The sequence below is a fragment of the Microbispora sp. NPDC046933 genome (genome assembly GCF_040644635.1).
GTDB lineage: Bacteria > Actinomycetota > Actinomycetes > Streptosporangiales > Streptosporangiaceae > Microbispora.
Genome location: NZ_JBEYWW010000021.1, coordinates 89,271 through 106,458 on the forward strand (window position 1 = coordinate 89,271; position 17,188 = coordinate 106,458).

A 17,188-nucleotide genomic window follows, 5' to 3' on the forward strand; every position below is an offset into this window, starting at 1 on the left:
GATCAGGAAGCGGAGTTCCTGACCCATGCCAAACGATAGAGCCAACTCCGGTACGGAGTTCGCCGGATGGCGGATCATGAGGAGTGACGCGGGGCGCTTCTGGGCCAGCCGTGAGCAGCCGTTCACGGCATCGGCCGAGCAGGCGGGCGCCTGTCGCACCGTCGACGCGGACGACCTGCGCGAGCTGTGCCAGGCCATCGCCGAACAGGAGAGCCTGGCCGAGGTGGCGGCGCCTCAATGATCGGAAACCCTCTGAAGACGCTCATGAGACTCGGCCCTGGCGACCGAGAGGAGCCGGGCGGGTTCGTTCGGATTGTGCCGCTCGGACCCGGACGCGCGCACCTCGTACGACCGACTTCGAGTAGGCCGTGCCCGCCTTGGTGTATGGAAGCGCACGTAGATGAGCGTCCCGCTGAGCGCATCCACAACGCCTGGCTCCACTCCGTCGAGTTGAGCGCCGTGCCCCTGGCCGGGCAGCCACAACGGCTGTGGCTCGACCTGGTCCTCGGTCCCGGAGACGACGAGCCCCGCGTGCACCTGCAGATCGAGGATCGGTCCCTGGTCGAGCTGACGATCGCCGAGGCTCGGAGCATCGGAACGCACCTCATCGGCCTGGCCGCCCTCGGCGCGATGGAGGGCCCACCAGCCGCTCCCGCCTGAGAGCGGTGGGAGCGGCCGGTGTGCTCATCACGTCCCGCGGGCCCGGGCAAGCTCTCGGCTGCGCCAGCAGCATTCCGTCGCTCGATCCAGAAGCGGATACCGCTACGTCGCCCGTATCGCGTTCCCAGTTGAAGCGCCCGTTTCCATCCACCGACTTGCACTGCCGGTAGTACACCCCAATCACATGGAATGTAGTCTGTGTGGAAACAGCAGAAAGCCCCGTGCGTGCCGGCCAAGCAACAACACGGGGCCAACTGCCCGCTAGAAGGTTTGGTCCGGGCTCGGCGTCAGTTGCCGAGCCCGTTCCTGTTCAGCAACCAGTCCAGCAGGATCAGCCCTCCGCGTACAGCGAGAGCCACCCACTCACTGGGCCTCCACCTCCTGCGCGGCTCCTCCATCGTCATCCCTTTCCTTTCACAGGGCTCCTCGGCGAGGCCGGGGGCGGAGCCGGTAGACCCCCGCGGGAGGCCTACGGACTCGACGGAAAGGGGCGAACTCTTGGGGAGCGCTACACCGGGAAAGCCTAATCTGTCGCGCCGTCAGCAGGTGGCGGTACAAGGCACTCTCTAAGGGGGTGGAGTACATCCATCTAGCGGCATTACCGCAGGTCAACGCACGGGTACTTAGCCCGCTGAAACGCTTCCTCACCTCGGGCTATATAACTTTCGGCGACAACACGACAACCCGGCGAGAACTCCCTGTGGAGCCTTGAAAATCCTTGATGTGATTTCAGTCACATTGACTTCGAGCACTCCCCGGTCCGCGCAGCCGCGCAGGAAGGCATACAACACCTGCTCGGCAGTGCCCGGCCCGCCGGACCGTGAGCAAGATCGCGCTGACCACGCAGATCCGCGAGTCGGTCGCGGCCGTCGAGCGCGCGTGGGACGGTCGTGGCCGAGCGGGTGCGCCGGGCACATGAGGGCCGGGCCTGGATCACGCTCGGATTCGGGATCGGCCGCGCCCATGCGCACCGGCTGATCGACTGGGCCGCTGCCTGCCGCGGGCAGGCTCCCCACGCTGAACACCGGCCATTCGAGGCGAGGCGGTACGCCGGTGAATGTGTCGTAGGGAATCATTACCCTTGCAGCAGACGCAAGAGGGCTCCGGTCCCGGGCCAATGGAAACCGGAGCCCCGTACCGCGTGGGCGGGCCTGGGTGAGGTGTGGCTACCTACCTGGGCCCGCTGCTGTTGAGGAGCCAGTCCACCGCGATCAGCACCGCCCGGATCACGAGCGGACCCCAATCGCCGAGGCCCGGCAGCCTCTTGTGTCGCCTCCTGCGACTCATCAGGATCTTTCTCCTTTCAGGCCCTGTCGCTGCACGGGACAGACCGGGGCCAGGCGGTCGATCCCTATAGGCGACCAACCGCTGATGAGCGCATGACGCGATCGGCAAAAAGCGTATCCCCCGTCAACGACAGATTGCGGTGGCCAAAGGGGTGGCCATCTCCGGCGTTGCTGGTCGTTGCGGAACTTTGCGGATTTACGCGGACCAACGTGGACTGTTTAGGACGGTGATGCCGTCCGTCTCCTGTGTGATGTGACGCAGATGCGCAGATCGCGCACGAAAAGAAGCGGCTCTCGTTTCGGAGCGCTGGTCTACCTATAGGTAGCTTGTGGGAACCTGCACTTCTCGTAGGTAATTCTCAAACCGGCAAAACGGGGCTAAAGGCTACTTACCGGCATGTCCGGTGATCTAGGGCCACGACGAGGAAGTCGCCGAGTCCGCAAGCGGCCATCCACTCGCCGTCGACCTCGGGATCGCAGTCCGGGGTCTTCACAATCAGCCCCTCGAACCCTTTTCAGCGGCCGGGGACGGAGGCGGGGGCGCCGGCGTCGAGGCGGGCGCGCTGCGGCACGACGGTGTACCTGGGGTCCTTGGCCGAGGCGCGGCCCGCCTCCAGCACGCCGAAACGGGTGCACAGGGCTCCGGCCGTGATCGCGAGCCCGGACAGCGCGGTGAGGGCCCGGCTCCGCCCGGCGACCGTGGCGAGCAGGCCGCCGCCGAGGGTGAGCACGCGGGAGGCCCGCATGAGCCTGCCCGCCCTGCCCTGCCGGTACGGCTCGCCGACGAGCCCGAGGCGGCGCTCCATCAGGCTGCCGGCGACGACCTCGGCCATGGCCCCGGTCACCGCCGCCGCACGGGCCGGCCCGGCCTGCGCCCGGGGCGTCGTCAGCATCAGGGCCGCCCCCGCCGAGGCGAGGGCGCTCCCGGAGAACAGGAACGGCAGCTCACGCATCCCCTCGTGCCAGGCGGGGACGGCGGTGTCGGCCAGCAGGACGGCCGTGTAGGTGGCCATCGCCACGCCGCTCAGGCCGCTCGCGACCGACGCGGCGTCGCCCGCGAGGGGCAGCAGGCCGGTCATCGCCGAGCCCGCCGCGACGCCGGTCAGCCCGCTGTGGGCGGCCAGCGTCCAGGAGCCGACGCTCATCGGCGAGGTGAGCTTGAACACCCGCAGCATGTTGAGGAAGCGCATGGGACGGCCCAGCTCGGCCACGAGGAAGGCCGCACCGGCGCTCGCACCCGCGAAGGCCGTCATCCGGGCGGCCAGTTCCAGCCGGTCCCGCCCGGTGAGGCGGGCGGCCGCCGCCATCGCGCCCGCCGCGCCGGACAGCCCGCCCAGATAGAGGTACGTCGGCATGTGGGGCTCGTGCCAGATGGGCTGCTTGATGACCGGCTGGCCGTAGTAGGACCGGAACTCGGCGTCCGGCACCATCTCGTCCCGGCGCCTCGGCATCAGTGCCTCCCCAGTGTCGCCATCACAGTCGCCCGCCCCCAGGGCCACGAGTCCGGCCGCGAGTCCCGGCTCGCCAGGTCCTCCGCCACTCCCGTCAGCTCCTCTTTCCGAGGAAGCAGGCGGCCACACCGGCGGCCAGGGCGAGCGCGGCCCCGCCCGCCCAGCGCCACATCGCGGGCAGGTCGCGGGTGGTCACCACGGGATCCGGCGGCAGGCCGTACGTCTCCGGCTCGTCGAGCAGGAGGAAGAACGCGCCCGTACCGCCCACCCCGTTGTCCGGGTTCGCGCCGTACAGCCGGGCCTCGGTCGTGCCCTCGGCGTGCAGCCGCTCGACCCGTTCCTCGGCCCGCTGCCGCAGCTCGTCCAGCGGCCCGAACTGGATGGACTTGGTCGGGCACGCCTTGGCGCAGGCGGGCTCCATGCCGCCGCGCAGCCGGTCGTAGCAGAGCGTGCACTTCCACGCGCGGCCGTCGTCCTCCCTGCGGTCGATCACGCCGTACGGGCAGGCGGGGACGCAGTAGCCGCAGCCGTTGCAGATGTCGGACTGCACGACGACGGTGTCGAACTCGGTGCGGAACAACGCCCCGGTGGGGCAGACGTCGAGGCAGGCGGCGTGGGTGCAGTGCTTGCACACGTCCGACGACATCAGCCATCGGGCGTCCTGTTCTATGAACGCCACGTGCCGCCAGGTGCTCGCGCCGAGCGCGCCGGTGTTGTCGTAGGAGGTGGCCCGGAACACGAACCCGTCGTCGGGCACGTTGTTCCACTCCTTGCAGGCCACCTCGCACGCCTTGCAGCCGATGCAGACGGTCGTGTCGGTGAAGAACCCCATCCGCTCAGCCATGGCGATACCTCTCGATCAGGTCGAGCAGCGCCGTGCCGCGCGGGCGCCGTCCCGGCAGGACGTCGCAGGTGCCGGCCTTGCTCTCCTGGATGTAGACGTTCGGGTCGAGCACGATCGACGGCAGGTCGTTGACGACGTCCCCGGTGACCACCCCGCCGCTGCTGTATCCCCAGTGGTACGGCATGACCACCTGGTGGACGGTCCGGCCGTTCAGCCGCAGGGGGCGCACCCGGCCGGTCACGAGCACGCGCAGCTCGATAGCGGTCCGCGCGGTGACGATCGTCGCCCAGTCGCCGTTCTCCAGCCCGATCTCCTCCGCCATCTCCCGTGAGACCTCGCAGAACGCCTCCGGCTGGAGCTCCGCGAGGTAGGGCAGGGGCCTGCTCATGGCGCCCGACGTGTGGTGCTCGGTGAGCCTGCTCGTCGTGTAGACGTACGGGAACCGGGGCGACAGCGCCGGGTTGTACGGGTTCTCCGGCCGATCGATGGTCCGGCGGGCCGGGTTGGCCTGCTGACCGTACAGCGCGTTGCGCACCGGCGACTCGTGCGGCTCGTAGTGGGTGGGCAGCGGCCCGTCGGACAGGCCGGACGGGACGTACAGCCAGCCCCTGCCGTCCGACTGCATGATGAACGGGTCGCTGCCGGCCAGCGCGTCCTGAGCCTTGGCCCCCTCGGGCGGCCGGTAGTCCGGCGCCTTGTCCTCCTCGAAGTCCGGCACGTCGGGGCCGGTCCATCTGGTCCCGTCCCAGTAGACGTACTTCTTCCGCTCGCTCCACGGGCGGCCCTGCGGGTCGGCCGAGGCGCGGTTGTAGAGGATGCGCCGGTTCGCCGGCCAGGCCCAGCCCCATTCGAGCGCGACAGGACCCTGCTCGGTGTGCGGCGTGCGCCGGGCCGCCATGTTGACCCCGTCGGCGTACACCCCGCAGTAGATCCAGCAGCCGCAGCTCGTCGAGCCGTCGGGCTTCAGTTCCCGTAGTGAGGCCAGCAGGCGGCCTCCCGGGCCGGTGCCGTTGATCTCGCGCAGCACGGCCTCGGCGTCGGGATCGCGCTGCTCGCCGATCTCCGGGTAGTCCCAGGTCAGCTCCTTCGCCGGCCGGTCGATCTCGTCGTCGCCGAGGCGCTGCCTGATCCGCTTGCCGAGGTGGTAGAAGAACCACAGGTCGCTGCAGCAGTCGTCCGGCGGGTCGAGGGCCTTCTCCCGCCACTGCAGCAGCCGTTGCGTGTTGGTGAACGTGCCCTCCTTCTCCACGTGGCTCGCGGCCGGCATGAAGAAGACCTCGGTGCCGATCTCCTCGGTCCGCAGCTCGCCCGTCTCGATCTCGGGCGCGTCCTTCCAGAACGTCGCGGTCTCGACCAGCATCAGATCGCGGACCACCAGCCAGTCGAGGTTGGCCAGGCCCAGCCGCTGCGCCTTGCCGTTGGCCGAGCCGACCGCCGGGTTCTCGCCCACGACGAAGTAGCCCTTGACCGTCCCGTCGATCTGGCCCATCACGGTCGCGTAGTGACCGTGGTCGCCGGTGAGGCGCGGCAGGTAGTCGAAGCAGTAGTCGTTGGCCTCCGTCGCCGCGTCGCCCCACCAGGCCTTGAGCAGGCTGACGACGTACGCCCGCCGGTTGCCCCACCAGCCGGTGTCTGCGCCTTCCCGCCTCAGGTAGTCGTCGAGGCCGTCGTGCCGGTGCGCGTGCGGCATCGCGATGTATCCCGGCAGCAGGTTGAACAGCGTCGGGATGTCCGTGGAGCCCTGGATGCTGGCGTGCCCGCGCAGCGCCATGATGCCGCCGCCCGGCCGGCCCATGTTGCCCAGCAGGAGCTGCAGGATCGCGGCGGCCCTGATGTACTGCACGCCGACCGAGTGCTGGGTCCAGCCGACCGAGTAGACCCACGTCGTGGTCCGCTCCCGGCCCGAGTTGGCCGTGATCGCCTCGGCCAGCTCGTGGAACCGCTCCGGCGGGATGCCGCACAGCTCCTCGACCATCTCGGGCGTGTAGCGCGAGTAGTGCCGCTTGAGTATCTGGTAGACGCACCGCGGGTTCGTCAGCGTCGGGTCCTGGGGTGGCGTCGCGCTGGCGCCCGCGCCGCGCGCGCCGTAGGAGTCGGACCCCGCCGCCTCGGCATGGCGCTTGCCGCCCTCGGTCAGCTCCTCCTCTTCCGGCACGTCGCCCTCGTACGCCCAGCTCGACGGGTCGTACCTGCCGGTCTCCTCGTCGTAGCCGGAGAACAGGCCGTCGAGGTCCTCGGTGTCGCGGAAGTCCTTGTTCACCAAGGTCGCGGCGTTCGTGTACGCGAGGACGTACTCGCGGAAGTCGAGCCCGTTCGACAGCACGTGGTTGATCAGCGCGCCGAGCAGCACGATGTCGGTGCCGGCGCGGATCGCGAGATACCTGTCCACGGTCGCGCTGGTCCGGCTGAAGCGCGGGTCGATGTGGAAGACCTTCGCGCCGCGCGCACGCGCCTCCATCACCCACTGGTACCCCACCGGATGGCACTCGGCCATGTTGGAGCCCTGGATGACGATGCAGTCAGCGTTGGCCAGATCCTGCTGATACTGGGTCGCGCCGCCACGCCCGAAGCTGGTCCCCAGACCGGGGACGGTGGAGGAGTGTCATATGCGCGCCTGGTTCTCGACCTGGATCGCGCCGAGGGCGGTGTAGAGCTTCTTCATCAGGTAGTTCTCTTCGTTGTCGAGCGTCGCCCCGCCCAGGCCGGCGATGCCCAGAGTCCTCCTGACCTCCTGCCCCTCGTGCGTCTGCTGCCAGGTCTCGCGCCGGGTCCGCAGGACGCGGTCGGCGATCATGTCCATCGCGGTCTCGAGGTCGAGCGGCTCCCACTCGGTGCCGTACGGCCTGCGGTAGAGGATCTTCGTCTGGCGGCCGGGGTGGGTGACGAGCTGCTTGCTGGCCGATCCCTTCGGGCACAGCCGCCCGCGGGAGATCGGCGAGTCGGGGTCGCCCTCGATCTGGGTGACCTCGCCGTTCTTGACGTAGACGAGCTGGCCGCAGCCCACCGCGCAGTAGGGGCAGACGGAACGCGCGACCGTCTCGGCCCCCTCGACCCGGGGCCGCAGGGCGTCCGTACGCGCCGAGCGCGCCGCCCGCCCTCTGCCGTCCTCTCCCTTGAGCTGCCGGATCACCGGCCAACGGGAGAGCCATCCACCACCCACGACGCCTCTATTGCCCCGGTCGCCGTGTCCTAATCATGAGAAATCGCCGTGTCCTCCCCCACCTGCCGGGACGTGACCGCGTGGAGGTAGCCGCGGGCGAGCGCGCGACGGCCGGCCGAGCGGTGCAGCTCGCCGAGCAGCCGCCGGGTGGCCGCCTCCCCGCTCCGGTCGCCGAGCTGCCGGAAGATCGCCAGTGAGCTCTCCAACCGGGCCGAGCCGTGCCGCCAGTCGCCCCTGGCCGCCTGGAGCCCACCCAGGCCCTGCATCGCGTACGCCGCGCAGTGCCGGTCGCCGAAGCCCTCGAATATCGTCAGCGCCCGGCCCTGGGCGCGCATCGCCCGCCCGGTCTCCCCCGCGAGGTCGTGCAGGCGGCCGATCTGGAGCGACACGCAGCCCTCCCGGTGGGCGTCGCCGAGCTCCCGCGCCATGCGCAGCGCGCCGCCCAGCCAGTCGGCGGCGCCGGTCAGGTCGCCCGTGCTCAGGCAGGTGCGCCCGAGCGCCTGCCGCGCGTACGCCTCGCCCGACCGGTCGTCCAGCGCCACGAACATCCCGAGAGCCCTGCGGAAGTGCCGGGACGCGGTGGCCGGGTCGCCCCGGAACTGGCCGACCGCGCCCAGCCCGCAGACCGACACGGCCTCGCCCCTGACGTCCCCGAGCGTACGGAAGATCGCCCGGGAGCGGCGGAACATGCCGGCCGCCTGGACGTACCTGTCCCGATAGAGGGCCACCTGGCCGAGCCCCCGCAGCATCGCGGCCTCGCCCGCCCGGTCTCCGGCGGCGTGGGCGGCCTCCAGGGCGACGCGGTGGGTCTCCTCCCAGGCGCCGAGGTGACAGCGCAGATCGAAGTACGGCACGAGCGCCGCCGCCAGGCCCCAGGCGGCGCCGGCCAGCCCCGCGTCCGCGGCCAGCCGTACGGCCTCGACCAGGGTCTCGTGCTCGGCCCCGAACCAGGAGACCGGGTCGGCGGCGACCCGGCGCAGGGCGTCCTCGGGCAGCCGCCAGCGCCGGGCGGCGGGCGAGGACAGGCGGAAGACCGTCGTGGGCAGGCGGGCCGTGGCGTGTTCCGCGGCGGCCGTCCAGCCCGCGAGCACGCGCGCCAGCGCCGGCATGTCCGTCTCCCCCGCCTTGTCCCTGGCGTCGACGCGCAGCAGGTCGGGCAGCCGGTAGCGGGGCTGGCCGACGGGGTCGGTCCCCACCGGGCGCAGCAGGTTCGCGTCGACTAACACATCGGTCACGTCGTCGCTGCGGTGCCGGTCGAGCACGGCGTCGACCACCCAGCCGGGCAGCGGCCGGGTGCCGAGCAGGCCGAGCGCGCGGAACGTACGCGCGGCGTCGTCAGGCAGCAGCCGGTAGCTGCGGTCGAAGGACTCACGCACCCCCAGGTCACCGGCGCGCAACTCGGCGAGCCTGACCGTCTCGTCGTCGAGCCGCCGCCGCAGCACGGCAGGGGACCAGCCGGGGCGGGCGGCCAGCCGGGCCCCGGCCACCCGGAGCGCGAGCGGCAGCCGGCCGCAGGCCCGCACGATGGCGGCGGCCTCCTCCGGCTCCCGCTCCAGCCGCTCCGCGCCGACGATCGCCGTCAGCAGCCGCAGCGCCTCGGCCTGCGGCAGGACGTCCAGGTCGATCCGCGCGGCGCCGGGAAGCTCGGTGATGCGGCGCCTGCCGGTCACGACGACGGCGCTGCCGCCGCCCGGCAGCAGCGGCCGCACCTGCGCGGCGCCCGCCGCGTCGTCGAGCACGACGAGCATCGGCCGTTCGGCGAGCAGCGTGCGGTAGAGCGCGGCGCGCTCGTGGACGGTGGGCGGCAGCGGCTCCGCCGCGCCGAGCGCGCGCAGCGCCTCGGCCAGCAGCTCCCCCGGCTCGACCGGCGAGACGGTGTCTGTGGGCTGCGCAGTGCCGTTGGGCTGAGCGGTGCCGTCGGGCTGCGCGGTGCCATTGGGCTGCGCGGTGCCATTGGGCTGCGCGGTGCCGCCCAGCGACAGGAAGAGCTGGCCGTGGGGGTACGCCTCGCGGACGGCGTGCGCGCAGCGCACCGCGAGCGCGGTCTTGCCGACGCCCGGCGGCCCGGTGACGACGGCGACCCCGCCGGGGGCGAGCGCCCGGGTCAGCGCCGCCACCTCGGCGGCCCGTCCCGTGAAGTCGACCAGGTCGGGCGGCAGCTGACGCGGCACGACGCCGGGCGAGGGCGCGGCGGGCGGCACACCGGCGAGCACGGCCTCGTGCGCCCGGCGCAGCTCGGGGCCGGGCTCGATGCCGAGTTCGGTCACGAGCTGCTCGCGGACCGTCGCGAAGGCGTGCAGCGCCTCGCCCTGCCGGCCCGACCAGTGCAGGGCCAGCATGAGCCTGCGCCACAGGTCCTCGCGGAAGGGATGCTCGGCGAGCAGGGCGCGCAGTTCCCCGACCGCCTCGCCGTACTCCCCTGCCGCCATGCGCAGCTCGACCAGGTCCTCGGCGGCGCGCAGCCGCGCCTGGGCGAGCCGGTCGAGCCGGCGGTCCCACAGCGGGCTGCCGGGCAGGTCGGACAGCGGGACGCCCTGCCACAGCGCCAGCGCCCGAGCCAGCAGTTCGGCCGCCTCGTCCGGCCGGCCCCGCGCCCGGCACTCCCGCGCGGCCGCCACCCGCTCCTCGAACAGCAGCAGGTCGAGCTCGTGCGGCGGCAGCTCGATCGCGTACCCCGCCCCCACGGCCCGGATACGAGCCGGGGCCTGCCCGAGCTCCGCGCGCAGGGCGCTCGCGTACGTCCGGAGGTTGGCCGCCGTCGACCGCGGCCGGCGGTCCGGCCACAGCACCTCGGCCAGCTCGTCGCCGCCGACCGTGTGGTTGGCGTGGAGAAGAAGGGTGGCCAGGAGCATGCGGGGTTTCGGGCCGCCGAGCCGTGGTGCCGGGCCCGCCAGGCGGACCTCCAGGGGACCGAGCACGCTGAACATGGGCTGATCGACTGTCATGACCGCGTTGCTCCTCGAAGGACCGGTACGCCATGACTCGCCCTCTCTTTGTACCGAGTCTTGATGTTTTTTGTGCAGTAGATTCCGACTCTTTTTGGTCATGAGACTCAAATCGCTTGTCACGGCGGGCCTCGCGGTGGTGCTCGGCCTCGCGTTCGGCGCCGCGACCGCCCCGGCCGCCTCCGCCGCGGGTCCGCGCCCGGACTTCCAGATGCCGTTCCCCTGCGGCCAGGTGTGGACGGGCAACTCCAGCGCCAGCAGCGCCCACCAGTCGTACGAGATCGACTTCAACCGCGGCAGCACCGCCGACGCGGACCTCGGCGACCCGGTTGTGGCGGCGGCGGCCGGCACGGTCGTCATCGCCGCCAACCAGGGGTCGACCAACGGCTTCGGCAACCTCGTCAAGATCGACCACGGGGGCGGCTGGTTCACCTACTACGCCCACCTGCGGATCATGTCGGTGAGCCAGGGCGCACAGGTCAGCCAGGGCCAGAAGATCGGCGAGGTCGGCAACACCAGCAAGCCGGGCAACAACATCTCCCCGCACCTGCACTACGAGGTGCGCACCAGCGACACGTCCTACCCCGCCAACATCCAGAAGGCGGTGTTCGACGGGGTCACGTTCGGCTACCCCGTGCAGACCGTGACCTCGCACAACTGCGGCGGCGGATCGACCAACCCGTACACCCCGCAGGAGGTCTGCGGCAGCGGCTACTCGGTGATCGACTCGGCCGCCCTCGGCACGGCGGGCACCGTCTATCTGCTCTACAACTCCGGCAACGGCTACAACTGCGTGGTCACGATGAAGAAGACGTCGCTGGGCACGGCCACCGCGACCAGCGCCTACCTGGAGGTCCAGGGCAGGACCCGGGTGACCGACTCAGGCAACTACGGCTACTACGCCGGACCGGTGCGCGCCTCGGCCGCCGACACCTGCGTCAGGTGGGGCGGCAAGGCGGGCTCGTCCACCTACGACAGCCCCTTCGAGCACTGCGGCTGACCCCCATGACCGAACCCCTGATCGTCCGCGTGTCCCGGCGTACGGCCCTGACCGCCGTCGGCGTCGTGACGCTCCTGCTGTGCCTGGCCTGGCTCGTCCCGGCCGGGCCGGCCTCGGCCGCCGAGGGCCCGCTCGCCGCCGCCTTCACGCGGGCGGCGGCGGCCCACGACGTCCCCCGCGACCTGCTCGTCGCGCTCGCCTACGCCGAGACCCACCTCGACGGCCATGGCGGCAGGCCGAGCGCGAGCGGCGGGTACGGCGTGGCGCACCTGGTCAGCAATCCCACGGCGCACACCCTGGAGGAGGCGGCGCGGCTCACCGGCGCGCCGGTCGCCTCGCTCAAGGCCGACGACGCGGCCAACGTGGCCGGCGCGGCGGCCGTCCTGCGGGCCAGGGCCGACGCCCTGGGCCTGGACGCCGCCGCCCGCGCCGACACCGGTCGCTGGTACACCGCCGTCGCGCGTTACGGCGGGGCGAGTGCGCCCGAGGTCGCCCGGCTGTACGCGGACGCCGTCTACGACCTGCTGTCGGCCGGGTTCACGGCGCGGACGCCGGCGGGCGAGACGATCATCGTGGCGGCTCATCCGGTGAATCCGGACCGGGGAGCCCTCGCGGGCGCCCGCGACCTGGACCGGCCGGAGAACCGCACGCTCGCCGCAGCGGCCGTCGACTACCCCGGCGCGACGTGGGTGGCGGCCAGCAGCGCCAACTACGCGGTGTCCGACCGGCCGGCGAGCGACGCGATCGACCGGATCGTCATCCACGTCACCCAGGGCTCGTACGCCGGGACGATCTCCTGGTTCCAGAACCCCGCCGCCCAGGTCTCCGCGCACTACGTCGTACGGTCCTCCGACGGCGCGATCACCCAGATGGTGCGGGAGAAGGACCGGGCCTGGCACGCGGGCAACTCCGACTACAACCACCACTCCATCGGGATCGAGCACGAGGGATACGTGGACGACGCGTCCTGGTTCACCGACGCGATGTACCGCTCCTCGGCCGCCCTCGTCCGCTCCATCGCCGCGCGGTATGGCATCCCCAAGGACCGGTCCCACATCGTGGGGCACTACCAGGTCCCCGGGAGCGACCACACCGACCCCGGGCCGTACTGGGACTGGAACAGGTACATGCAGTACGTCACGGGCGGCGGCGGGACCGGCAACCCGTACACGCCGGAGCAGGTGTGCGGCACCGGCTACTCGGTGATCGACTCGGCCGCCCTCGGCACGGCCGGCACCGTCTACCTGCTCTACAACTCCGGCAACGGCTACAACTGCGTGGTCACGCTGAAGAAGACGTCGCTGGGCACGGCCACCGCGACCAGCGCCTACCTGGAGGTCCAGGGAAAGACCCGGGTCACCGACTCCGGCGACTACGGCTACTACGCCGGGCCGGTCCAGGCGGCAGCGGCGGACAAATGTGTGAAGTGGGGCGGCAAGGCGGGCTCGTCCACCTACGACAGCCCCTTCGAGCACTGCGGCTGACCTCTTCCTGATCCGAAGCAAGATCCTCGCACCGTCTCTGGGAGATTGATGAGAGCTTGGGTCCCGCGGGGTGTAGAGCCCGCAGGGAGGGCATTAAGGGCCTGATCCGGCACTCTTCGTGGGCGACTCATGCCCGCGGGACCACCCTCACGCAGAGGACATCGATGAGCGACCAGCCGCCCGAGTGGGCGAGAAATCTTGAGAAAGCGGCGATCGAGGCGGCCAGGGCCGTCGAACGCGCCGGCCGCGCCCTGAGCAAGGCGGTGGAGCAGGCACAGCGCACCGCCAAGGCTCAGGCGGCCATGGCAGCCGCCTACCAGGCGGATTTGGAAGGGCTGGAAAGGGTGCTGCGGGACCTTCCCGCGGAGCAGGTCAGGGACATCTCGGCGGCCGCTGCGGTGGTGACGGCGACCGCCGACCAGGTGCTGGCCCAGACGCCGAAGGACGACCTCTGAGCCGGTGACAGCGGATGCGCCCCGGGCCCGTCCCGAAGCGGCGGGACAGGTATCCACAGCCTGTGGACGACCGCAGGGTCCTGTGCTTGTCCACCTGAGGTTTTCCGCACCCCTGGGATGGGGCGCACCGGAGAGAGCCCGGCGGCGCCCCTCATGGTGACCGCATCGCCCGGCTTCTAGCGTCACCCGCATGAACACCGCAGAAATCGGAGGAATCGCCGGGTGGGCGATGGAGCTCACCGAACGCCTGGGCGCACCGGGCGCCGGCGTCGCGATCGCCCTGGAGAACCTGTTTCCCCCGCTGCCCAGCGAGATCATCCTGCCGCTCGCCGGGTTCACCGCCTCGCGCGGGGACATGAGCCTGGTCGCCGCCCTCCTGTGGACGACCGCGGGCTCCGTCGTGGGTGCGCTCGCGCTGTACTGGGTGGGCGCACTGCTCGGCCGGGAGCGTACGGTGGCCATCGCGGCACGCCTGCCGCTCGTCAAGATCTCCGACATCGAGAAGGCGGAGGCGTGGTTCGCCCGGCATGGTGTGAAGACGGTGTTCTTCGGGCGCATGATCCCGATTTTTCGCAGCCTGATATCGGTCCCCGCCGGTGTGGAACGCATGCCGCTCGGCACCTTCCTCCTGTTCACCACGCTCGGCAGCCTGATCTGGAACACCGTGTTCGTGCTGGCGGGTTACCTGCTCGGCGAGAACTGGCACCTCGTCGAGGAGTACATGGGGATCGTGTCCAAGGTGGTCGTGGCGGCCGTCGTGCTCGTCGTCGTCCGGTTCGTGGCCGTACGGCTGCGGGAACGGCGCGGCCAGGGACGCCATGCCCGTTGACCAGCCGCTCCCCGGTCAGGTCGGCGGGCAGGTCGGCGGGCAGGTCGGCGGGCAGGTCCGCGGCGGCGTACGGACCGGAGCGCGGGCGGTGCCCCGGAAGGCCCACGGCGCTGCCGGAATCACCGTCGCAGCAGGTCGGCAGTCCCAGGACACGGCGCGAACCGCCGCGAAGGAGCCGATGAACGTCACACGCGCCCTCAGGATCCTCGCGGCGCTCGTCATCGGCGCGCTGACGGCGGTCGTCGAGCTGGCCTGCCTGCTGGTGGCCGCGCCTGTCGCCCTGCTCTGCCTGCCGCACCCTGGCGCGCGACGGGCCGGGGAACGGGTGCTGCGGGCCGTGGCCGTTCCGCTGGCCCGGGTCGAGATGCGCAGGCTCGGCCTGCTCGGCGGCCTCGACCTCACCGTCGGGACCGGCCGGGTCGCCGGGTATCTCGCGGCCCGGTGGCCGGTCGGCCTGCTCGGCGGCCTCGTGCTCTTCCTGCTGGCGGTGGGCGTGAGCACATGCGTGTATTTCGTGTGGAGCTGGGCCCACGGGCAGAACCCCGACGGCATCCCGCCGACTCCCGGCATTCTCGCCTACTTCGGGGTGGCCGGGCTCGTCCTGCTGTTCCTCGACATCATGGGCATCCAGGGCGTCGCCGCCCTGGAACTGCGGGTCGCCCGCCGCTTCCTCGGCCCCAGCCCCACCGAGCTGCTTGAGCGCCGCATCGACGAGCTGGCCAGGACCCGCGCCGGCATCGTGAGCGCGGTGGACCAGGAGCGGCGCAGGATCGAGCGCGACCTGCACGACGGCGTGCAGCAGCGGCTGGTGGCGCTCGCCGTGCTGATCGGGCGGGCCCGGCGCGGGCGCACCCCGCAACTGCGCGACGACCTGCTCCAGCAGGCCCACGAGGAGGCCCAGGAGGCCCTTCGCGAGTTGCGCGAGGTGGCCTGGCGGGTCTACCCCGCCGAGCTCGACACGCTCGGACTGCGCGAGTCCCTGGCCGCCGTCGCCGAGCGGGCCGGGATGCCCGTCACGGTCGCGTACGACCTGACCGCACGCCCACCCACCGAGGTGGAGACGGCGGTCTACTTCGTCGTGCGGGAGGCTGTGACGAACGCCGCCAAGCACGCGGCGGCGGGGCAGGTGCGGGTGGAGATCCTGGAGGACGAGGACACGATCGTCGTGCGAGTGCGCGACGACGGGCGGGGCGGCGCCGACCCCGGCGGGGGCGGCCTGTCCGGGCTGGCCCGCAGGGTCGCCGCCCTGGACGGCCGGTTCCGGGTGGACAGCCCGCCCGGCGGCCCGACCACCGTGAGCGCGGAGCTGCCCTGCGGGTGACCCTGGCCCAAGGCCGGATTCCTCCTGAGAGAAGGGCTGATCCGGCTGCCCGTCGAGGAGGGCCGCGACATGCCCACGACGGTCGGCTTCGCCGTCGAGCGGGTCAGCGTTGCCCGACATCCGCGCGCTTGGCCGCGGCGACCACCGAGACCCAGGCCATTGCGGCCAGCACCCCGACGCACAGGGTGAGGGAACCGGCCCGCCCGCCGGACATCGCCCATCCGTTGCCCAGCAGGAGGGCCAGGCCGCCGAGACGGGAGGCGACCGCGTGTCCGGCCCGCCCCGCGCGGGAGAAGTGCCGACCGAGGACGAAGCAAGCGGCGATGAGCGCGGTGAAGGCCACCGAGCCGGCCGCCATGTGCAGCATCGCGTGCCAGCTCATCCCGGCCGGGGCTCCCAGCGGGGTGCCCGCGGGGAAGCCGTCCCCCGGATCCATGCTGAAGACCCCCGCCGCTGCCAGTCCCACGCCCTCGACGAGCAGCAGCCTGGGCGCCCACGTCGCTCCGGGCGTGCCGCGCATGACCCTGCGCAGTCCGATCGCCCCGGCGACCGTCAGGACGGCGGTGATCCAGAAGTTGCCGATCTGCACCCACCCGAGGTCGCCCGTGCTGAGCATGCTGAGCGGGTGGCGGAGCAGGTCGAATCCCTCCCGGGTGAACGCCTGCGTCAGCGAGACGATCCCGAAGACGGGCGTGGTGAGCACGGCGCAGGTCAGCAGCGCACGCGTCGACCCAGTGGAAGTCGGCTGCACGGTGGACTGCGCGGTGGACTGCGCGGTGGACTGCGCGGTCGGATGCGCGGTGGACTGCGCGGTCGGATGCGCGGTGGGCCGCACGGAGGACCGAGCGGTCGGCTGCGCGGTGGCCCGAGCGGTCGGATGCGCGGTGGGCTGGGCGGTGGACTGTGTGGCGGTCATGGCCGTTCCCTTCTTCGGCGTCCCGGGCTTCCATGTCCGGGCCTTCAGTGCTCCGGTCTTCGGTGCTCCGGGCCTTCAGTGCTCCGGGCTTCGCTGTCCCGGTCTTCGGTGCTCCGGGCTTCGCTGTCCCGGTCTTCGGTGGTGCCGGCCGGTGTGGTGTCCGGCCTCGCTGACGCGTCGAACGGCCGCCGCGCGATTCGACCACCCGTGCCCACCCCGTGCCCACCCGTGCCGTCCGACCCCGACCACCTGCGGCGTTGCCATGCGTGCGCATTCCCTGTCATATGCGCATTCCCTGTCACATCTCGGCAGAGGCCCAGGTCATCGCATGCCAGGATCGGAGCCTGTCGATTCCGGCTCGTCCCGTACGACGTGGAGGTGACGGCGGGGACCGGCGAACGGCCCGGCCGGCCACAGGATCAGAAAGAAGGAGAACGACGATGCGGTTCCTGATGACCACCAAGGGCGGCTCCCGGACGCCGGACGCGGCGATGATGGCCGAGATGGGCGCCTTCATCGAGGAGATGACCCGGGCGGGCGTGCTGCTGGCCACCGGCGGGCTGGAGCCCGGCGGCTTGCGGATGATCTCCTCCGGCGGCGAGATCACCGTGACCGACGGCCCCTTCACCGAGGCGAAGGAGGCGATCGTCAGCTTCGCCCTGATCGAGGCGCGGTCCCGCGAGGAGGCCGTGGAGCTGGCCCGCCGCTTCTGGAAGATCGTCGGTGACGGTGAGGGCGCGATCCAGCGGGTGTTCGGGCCCGAAGACGCCCCCGGGCCCGGCCCCCGCTGACGGCGTGATCCGGCAGGTCTCCGGCCCGCAGGCGCCCCCGGTGACG

Annotated in this window: 13 protein-coding genes; 8 read left to right on the forward strand and 5 right to left on the reverse strand. The window is 71.8% G+C overall.

The annotated features are described in order from the left end of the window. Nucleotides 1-25: 25 nt before the first annotated feature. Together ABZ857_RS26550 and ABZ857_RS26555 are read left to right on the forward strand one after the other, a co-directional pair. Complete coding sequence (locus tag ABZ857_RS26550) at nucleotides 26-241, forward strand: hypothetical protein (protein ID WP_357047301.1); 216 nt, start codon at nucleotides 26-28, stop codon at nucleotides 239-241. A gap of 143 nt (nucleotides 242-384) precedes the next feature. After that, nucleotides 385-660 carry a hypothetical protein gene (locus ABZ857_RS26555; RefSeq protein ID WP_357047303.1) on the forward strand — a complete coding sequence of 92 codons (276 nt, stop codon included), beginning with the start codon at nucleotides 385-387 and terminating at the stop codon, nucleotides 658-660. A gap of 1,801 nt (nucleotides 661-2,461) precedes the next feature. Here ABZ857_RS26555 and nrfD read toward each other — a convergent pair. The 4 genes from nrfD to ABZ857_RS26575 form a co-directional block, all read right to left on the reverse strand. After that, a complete protein-coding gene (nrfD, locus tag ABZ857_RS26560; protein ID WP_357047305.1) occupies nucleotides 2,462-3,397 on the reverse strand; it encodes an NrfD/PsrC family molybdoenzyme membrane anchor subunit in 936 nt (311 codons plus the stop codon). Nucleotides 3,398-3,491: 94 nt separating this feature from the next. After that, nucleotides 3,492-4,241 carry a 4Fe-4S dicluster domain-containing protein gene (locus ABZ857_RS26565; RefSeq protein ID WP_357047307.1) on the reverse strand — a complete coding sequence of 250 codons (750 nt, stop codon included), beginning with the start codon at nucleotides 4,239-4,241 and terminating at the stop codon, nucleotides 3,492-3,494. Continuing rightward, complete coding sequence (gene fdh, locus ABZ857_RS26570) at nucleotides 4,234-7,401, reverse strand: formate dehydrogenase (protein WP_357047309.1); 3,168 nt, start codon at nucleotides 7,399-7,401, stop codon at nucleotides 4,234-4,236. Before fdh ends, ABZ857_RS26565 begins: the two co-directional genes overlap by 8 nt. 29 nt (nucleotides 7,402-7,430) lie before the next feature. After that, nucleotides 7,431-10,346, reverse strand: a complete 2,916-nt coding sequence (locus ABZ857_RS26575) for a BTAD domain-containing putative transcriptional regulator (RefSeq protein WP_357047311.1) — start codon at nucleotides 10,344-10,346, stop codon at nucleotides 7,431-7,433. Nucleotides 10,347-10,446: 100 nt separating this feature from the next. Between ABZ857_RS26575 and ABZ857_RS26580 the strand changes: the two genes are divergently transcribed. From ABZ857_RS26580 to ABZ857_RS26600, 5 genes are all read left to right on the forward strand, one after another. Continuing rightward, on the forward strand, nucleotides 10,447-11,346 hold the full coding sequence (locus ABZ857_RS26580) for a M23 family metallopeptidase (protein ID WP_357047314.1): 900 nt from the start codon (nucleotides 10,447-10,449) through the stop codon (nucleotides 11,344-11,346). A gap of 5 nt (nucleotides 11,347-11,351) precedes the next feature. Continuing rightward, entirely contained in the window at nucleotides 11,352-12,830 is a 1,479-nt protein-coding gene (locus ABZ857_RS26585) for an N-acetylmuramoyl-L-alanine amidase (RefSeq protein ID WP_357047317.1), read from the forward strand. A 164-nt stretch (nucleotides 12,831-12,994) separates the two neighbouring features. Beyond that, complete coding sequence (locus tag ABZ857_RS26590) at nucleotides 12,995-13,285, forward strand: hypothetical protein (protein WP_357047320.1); 291 nt, start codon at nucleotides 12,995-12,997, stop codon at nucleotides 13,283-13,285. 190 nt (nucleotides 13,286-13,475) lie between these two features. Continuing rightward, the gene (locus ABZ857_RS26595; protein ID WP_357047323.1) at nucleotides 13,476-14,114 is read left to right on the forward strand and encodes a DedA family protein; all 639 of its coding nucleotides are present in this window, start codon (nucleotides 13,476-13,478) and stop codon (nucleotides 14,112-14,114) included. Then, nucleotides 14,104-15,435, forward strand: coding sequence for a histidine kinase (locus ABZ857_RS26600; protein WP_357047326.1), 1,332 nt, complete (start codon nucleotides 14,104-14,106; stop codon nucleotides 15,433-15,435). Before ABZ857_RS26595 ends, ABZ857_RS26600 begins: the two co-directional genes overlap by 11 nt. A 103-nt stretch (nucleotides 15,436-15,538) precedes the next feature. Here the strand turns inward: ABZ857_RS26600 and ABZ857_RS26605 are convergent, their stop codons facing one another. Continuing rightward, a complete protein-coding gene (locus ABZ857_RS26605) occupies nucleotides 15,539-16,351 on the reverse strand; it encodes a DUF998 domain-containing protein (protein WP_357047329.1) in 813 nt (270 codons plus the stop codon). 440 nt (nucleotides 16,352-16,791) lie between these two features. Here ABZ857_RS26605 and ABZ857_RS26610 point away from each other — a divergent pair, with 440 nt between their 5' ends. Beyond that, nucleotides 16,792-17,142, forward strand: coding sequence for a YciI family protein (locus tag ABZ857_RS26610; protein WP_357047332.1), 351 nt, complete (start codon nucleotides 16,792-16,794; stop codon nucleotides 17,140-17,142). Nucleotides 17,143-17,188: the final 46 nt, after the last annotated feature.